The sequence below is a fragment of the Ammoniphilus sp. YIM 78166 genome, from assembly GCF_004522215.1.
GTDB lineage: Bacteria > Bacillota > Bacilli > Aneurinibacillales > RAOX-1 > YIM-78166.
In genome coordinates this window covers 52119-58118 of the sequence record NZ_SDLR01000014.1, presented here as the reverse complement: position 1 = coordinate 58118, position 6000 = coordinate 52119, and the positions used below count along the sequence as shown (strand labels likewise).

Here is a 6000-nt window from a genome sequence, read left to right as displayed (position 1 = left end):
CTTATATTTCTAAAAACGCAAGTTTTTCAGTGCCCTCTTTTGTTAAAGAGTGTGTTCTTCATAATAACCTTAAGCTTGAAGGGTTTCATCATCGTCTGTTTCCCTTTTTGTCATAAACACTTGTTTCACTCGTTCTCTTTGCGACTTTGAAATGAGTACATAGAGAATATCTCCTACACACAGCTTCGTGTTGCCTCGCGGTGTAATCAGCTTGTCTCCTCTAATTACTGCCGTTACCAGTGTATCGTCAGGGAGAAGGAGCAGCCTTAATTCCCTTCCAACCACGTATGCTCCTTCCTCGATCTTCACCTCTATAATTTCACTATTGGTCTTCCCCATGGAAACCAGCTCTAAGCTATGTGGAACGCTCACCTTATCTCCACCAGACAGTCCAAGCTTGTTCGCAAGAGGAGATATCGTGGATCCTTGAACAAGAGCAGAAATCAAGACGACGAAGAATACAACATCAAAGAACATCTGTCCATTCTCCAGGCCTGCGATAAGTGGATAGGTTGCTAGAACAATCGGAACAGCTCCCCTTAATCCTGCCCATGAGATAAAGACCTTTTCCTTGACGGAAAACTTCATAAAGCTTGTACTGACAAAAACCCCAATAGGTCTAGCCACGAACATCAACAACACAGAAAGAGCGATCCCCTGCCAGGTAACATGGATTAATTCCGCCGGGAAAACGAGTAATCCGAGAATGATAAACATGAGAATCTGCATCATCCACGCAAAGCCTTCATTAAAACGAAAAATGGAATGACGATAAGTTAAATCCGAATTCCCCATCCACAACGCCATCACATAAACAGCAAGCAGTCCACTTCCATAGAGTAACGCCGTTGAGCTATACGTAAAAATCGCGAAAGCCAAGGCAAACACAGGATACAAACCTGATGAGTCTAAATTTACTCGATTAATACTCCAAACCGCTAGTCTTCCCATCACGAGTCCCATCAGAAGCCCCAGTCCCATCTGCCATAGGAAGCCAATAACCAACGTAAAGGCGTTATTCGATTCAGGCGCTTGAATCAATTGGATCAGGGAAATCGTAAGAAAGACTGCCATAGGGTCATTCGTTCCTGATTCAGCCTCTAGGGTAGAGGTAAGCCGTCGTTTAATGTTCTTGCTCCCGAGCACAGCGAATACGGCCGCCGCATCGGTAGAACCTACAATGGCTCCGAACAAGAAGCCTTCAAGCCAGGATACACCAAGGATATATTTAGCGAATACTCCAACCACAACGGTGGTTAAAACCACACCCAAAGTAGCTAAGGTAAGGGAAGGAACAGCCACTTTCCGAACATCAGTCCACTTTGTTTGCAATCCACCCTCAAATAAAATCACAATAAGCGCAAGGATTCCGAACAACTGGGTTAGGAACGCATTATCAAAATAAACAAAGTGACTAAGCACCATTCCAACCACAATAAAGAGAACCAACGAGGGCAATCCAAAACGGGAAGAGAATTTCGTTGTAATGACCCCAACAACCAATAAAATCGCGAATAGAAAAATTGAATTGTCCGTAGTAAATTCCATTGACACCCTCCCTGCCGGCCATTCTGCTGTACACATTATAACATAAAAAGGGAACGCTCCGCCCTACTCAAGGCGGGTTCCCTTATCCTGATTGACTTACAATTTAATATCATATAGCGAGACAATCTCAAGACGCCAAACATAATCTGTAATATCCCTAACAACACAGTGTTAGTATGACCAACTCACCTTATGTAAGATCGATTAGGATGATAAGAGAAAGAGGGATTGGGATTGAGACTGATTAAAAAATTAATACACAAAGATGTGACTGATCTGAATGGAAAAACCTTCGAGCGGCAAGCTGCGCGAGGGATTATCTTAAGAGGATCCGAGATCCTCCTTCTATATACGAAGAGGTACAACGATTATAGCTTTCCAGGCGGTGGGGTTGAAATGGATGAGGACCTTCTCGATGGGTTGAAAAGGGAACTGTCTGAGGAAACAGGAGCCAAAAATATTCAGATCATCTCTGAATTTGGGATGATAGACGAATATCGCCCTCACTATGATTCCGAGTTTGATCTCATCCATATGATCTCCTATTTTTACGTCTGTCAAATTGACGAAGAGCAAGAAGAAGCTCAGCTTGAAGACTACGAGATCGCAAACGGCACCGCTCCCGTGTGGATTGATATTCATGAAGCGATTCGACATAACAAGGAAGTGATCGCGAATCAAGAAGCTTCCATGGGCTATTCGATTGAGAGGGAAACACTAGTATTAGAATGGGTAGCGGAGGAGTTGTGTGAATGAAGAAAGGCAGCGAGGTTCGCTGCCTTGTTTTCATATTTTAAACTTCCCAATCATCTTCTGAAGCTCCTCAGCCATCCCTGTTAAAGTAGACGCTGAGGAAGTGATCTCTTCCATCGTAGCCAGCTGTTCTTGTACCGCTGCGGAAATCTGCTGAGTGCCTGCGGAAGAAGCCTCCGCAATCCCTATCACCGTTCCCATTGACTGAACGACCTGCTCACTGCTTGCTGACATTTGTTCGATAGCGGCTGAAACCTCCTCAATCTGGCCTGCCACATCATCGATGGACTCCATAATTTCCTTAAAGAAATCGCCGGCAGCATGAACTTTATCTCTTCCACCGGTGACTTCGTTCATGGCTGTTTCCATGGTGTTGACTGCTTCATGCGTTTCATCCCGAATCGAGACGATCAAGCTTGAGATCTGTCGAGCCGATTGAGCAGACTGCTCAGCAAGCTTGCGTACCTCGTCGGCTACAACAGCAAAGCCTCTTCCTTGCTCTCCTGCCCTAGCTGCTTCTATCGCAGCGTTCAAGGCTAATAGATTGGTCTGGGCTGCAATGCCCGTAATAACCTCGAGGATTTTTCCAATTTCTTGTGAGCGTTCCCCTAACCCTTTTACTACTCGAGCCAAGCCATTCATCGTATGATGAATTGAGCCCATTTGATCTGAAGCTGCAGATATCGCTTCTGCTCCTACCTTCGCTTGTTCAAGGGTATGAGCAGAAGAAACGGAAACCTTCTGTGTCGATGCAGCTATCTGTTGAATCCCTTGATTCATGTCCGTTAGCATATGAGAGCTTTCTTCAATACTCACTACCTGTTTTTCGGCCCCGCTGGCGACCTCTTGAATGGTTCTAGCAATCTGTTGGGTAGCTTGGGCAGTCTGCTCTGCACCAGCGGTTAACTCTTCTGCTGAAGTGGCGACTTGTTCTGCATTATCTCTGACCCCTACGATGACCTCTTTCAAGTTATCCCTCATGACGTTCATATCTCTAGCTAGCTTTCCTACCTCGTCTTGTCCAGTTATAGCAATGGAGCGGGTCAAATCTCCTTCAGCAATATTTTGCGCTAACCCCGCCATACGACTGATCGGCCTCGCAATTCGAAGAGCCAAAATATAGCTAACCGCAATTGAAAGAAGAACTAAGATAATACTAACGATATAAGAAAGCACCTTTTTAGATGAGGCTTGGTTCATAATTTCTTCCTGCATGGATACAAAGCCTGGTATACGCGCTACCATAATACCCGCTACTTTTCCTGCGTGGGTGACGAGTGGCTCGAAATAAGCAGCATAGGCCATTCCGTTCCATTCAATGACCTCCGTCCTTCCCTTCCCTTCCGCACGAACCTGATCTAAATACGGAAGGATTTCTTTAAATATGGTCTTTTGTCCGGACAGCTCCGATAGGTATACCGCTTGTTCCTTGATAGCCTCCCGTGAATCTTGAAATAAGAGATTCCCGATCTCATCCGTTTTCGTATCCGTCATCACGTAGTAATCATCATCGTTTACAAGAAACAAGGTATTCCCAATCCCTTTAAGCTGTGAGACCTCTTGAATCATCCCTTGATAAGTCTGACGCCCCACAACAATGGCACCAATAATCTGTCCTTCGTCCATAATCGGTGCGGAGACCTGTAATTTTCCATCCTCCTCATTGACTTCCCAGGAGGCTACGGTTTTTCCGCTATTTAAAGCTTCATTGGTAGAAGTGTAATTCAACCCCGCAAAGCCATCAAAGGCCGGATTAGTTGGACAAGCGAGAATCGGAGTATTTCCTCCTTGAGTTCGATCCGCTAAACTGGTAACCCAAATCAGATCAATGCCAGCCTTTTCTTTAGCAAGCTCTGATGATTTCCGAAGGGCATTGTGAATCTGTTCAGGATTACGCTCCCTAAGCCCTTGTATCACCTGTTCATCCGAGGCCATCTGCTCAGCTAACAGGATGGAAGTACGAGTAATATGATCGAGCTGACTTTCCACGCTTGCCTCTAGCATTAGAACCTTCTCATTGAGCTGCTCTTGCAATAGCTGAGACGTGTATTCCGCATTCTCCTTTAGCATGGATTGAGCAAATATTAAGTTAACAGAAGCAATAAGAATAAAAATAAGACCATAGATTGTAATTAATTTGGTTTGTATTGACTTCATAACCTTTAAGCTCCTCCTGTTATGACAATAGTTGGATTAATATCAATTATCATAATTCAAAAGTCCTGTGATGTACAGGGGTTGGTATACAAAAAACGGAAAGAGCCATATGTTTTGATCTCAATACCTGAACAACGCAAAAAGAGCAGCAGCTGGGTACAGTGCTCCTCAATCTCTTATTGCTTTATCCAATTTTTATAAAATATTGACAATATATACGTGGCGAATCTTATAGAAAATACACTGGTCCAATAGTTCCCTTTTACTTTTAACAAATTGATTTTTAAAAGCAAAGAGTCGATGGTTACCGTTATAAATAGTGGAATTATCCCCAACCACTTTTGCTTCTGTTCTAATAAATAAGCGGCTATAGCAGTCTCAACCACTAGATACATTTTAATAAACGAATAATGGTGATACCACGAAGCCTCAGGTAGGTATCTAAAACGTTTGAATACCGAAGCTATAAACAAAAAACACATATAAGTCAGATGAATGATACTGTATAAAGCCAACTTCAAACTCACCTTATTTCCTTTCTTAATATAGTTATACCAAGTATCACTTATAAAAAAGAAAGAAAATATGGTAAATGCAGTATAGGGTGTACGCCACCATCTATTTTTATAAATATTTATCCTTAAAAAGTACTTCTCAATTAACACAAAGTACATGGTAAACAATAATTTGATTTTCCACCCCAACCGAAAGGCTGCAATGAAAATGGCAGCCGGAGGGACAAAAAGTGCTTGAGATAAAACAGACCCTAAGGAGTTACTTTGTTCTTCGTTTTTAAGTATTTTCGTTTTATATTTATAACCTCTTAATATATAGACGGGATATTCAAAGTGGAACGCAAACCCAGCAAGCGATAAAAATGTAACAAGGATCGTTTTTCTATTTTTCTTTTTATAAAAAACATAGAACAAAAGTAAGCTCTGAATAACACTTAGTCCTATATAGTAAAATTTGTTACTATGGCGCTTATACAAGAATTTCTTCTCCTTTACAATAAAAAATCATTTTAGTGTTATTATTATCCCTAATCTATTAGAGGATATCACTGGACTGCTACATCCAGCTCTTTTTACAAACTAAAGTTTCATGTCGAATGTTGCTGAAATTCTATAGGTGTAAATTTAGGATCACAACAAAAACTATTGTTGTCTTGAATCTTCCTAACCCGCTAAGACATGAAAGGTACGTGTAAAGTATGAAACAAAAACAAATATTGTTGATTCTATGCATTGTATTATTAAATATCTGTAAAGGAACGTGGCGCGAACTGCCTAAATATTCAAAAAGCCTAGCTTACGCTAGTTTGGTTAATACCATTTATTATTATTTATGTAGAAGGCATCTTCTTTGGGAGTTTATACCTATAGGTATAAACTGGAATATCCTAAGAGTGTTTCATGTAATTATAGTAACTCCTTTATTAGTCCTTTTATTTTTATCAGACTTTCCAAAAGGATTAATCAAACAAATCAAACATCTTGCTACCTATGTTTTGATGTCGAGTATCGGTGAATACTTTTTGAA

At 41.5% G+C, this 6000-nt stretch carries 4 protein-coding genes; 1 reads left to right on the top strand and 3 read right to left on the bottom strand.

All coding sequences use genetic code 11. The annotated features are described in order from the left end of the window. Positions 1-69 precede the first annotated feature (69 nt). Complete coding sequence (locus EIZ58_RS30800; protein ID WP_134704839.1) at positions 70-1548, bottom strand: potassium/proton antiporter; 1479 nt, start codon at positions 1546-1548, stop codon at positions 70-72. 234 nt (positions 1549-1782) lie between these two features. Here EIZ58_RS30800 and EIZ58_RS30795 point away from each other — a divergent pair, with 234 nt between their 5' ends. Continuing rightward, the gene (locus tag EIZ58_RS30795; RefSeq protein WP_134704837.1) at positions 1783-2304 is read left to right on the top strand and encodes an NUDIX hydrolase; all 522 of its coding nucleotides are present in this window, start codon (positions 1783-1785) and stop codon (positions 2302-2304) included. 30 nt (positions 2305-2334) lie between these two features. Here EIZ58_RS30795 and EIZ58_RS30790 read toward each other — a convergent pair whose 3' ends face one another. Beyond that, positions 2335-4458: a methyl-accepting chemotaxis protein gene (locus EIZ58_RS30790; protein WP_134704835.1), complete on the bottom strand. Its 2124-nt coding sequence runs from the start codon at positions 4456-4458 to the stop codon at positions 2335-2337. A gap of 176 nt (positions 4459-4634) precedes the next feature. Then, the gene (locus tag EIZ58_RS30785; protein ID WP_134704833.1) at positions 4635-5450 is read right to left on the bottom strand and encodes a hypothetical protein; all 816 of its coding nucleotides are present in this window, start codon (positions 5448-5450) and stop codon (positions 4635-4637) included. Positions 5451-6000: the final 550 nt, after the last annotated feature.

Bases quoted from the DNA above. Each gene is read 5' to 3' on its own strand.
- EIZ58_RS30790 (WP_134704835.1), bottom strand. From the start codon at position 4,458: ATGAAGTCAATACAAACCAAATTAATTACAATCTATGGTCTTATTTTT.
- EIZ58_RS30800 (WP_134704839.1), bottom strand. From the start codon at position 1,548: ATGGAATTTACTACGGACAATTCAATTTTTCTATTCGCGATTTTATTG.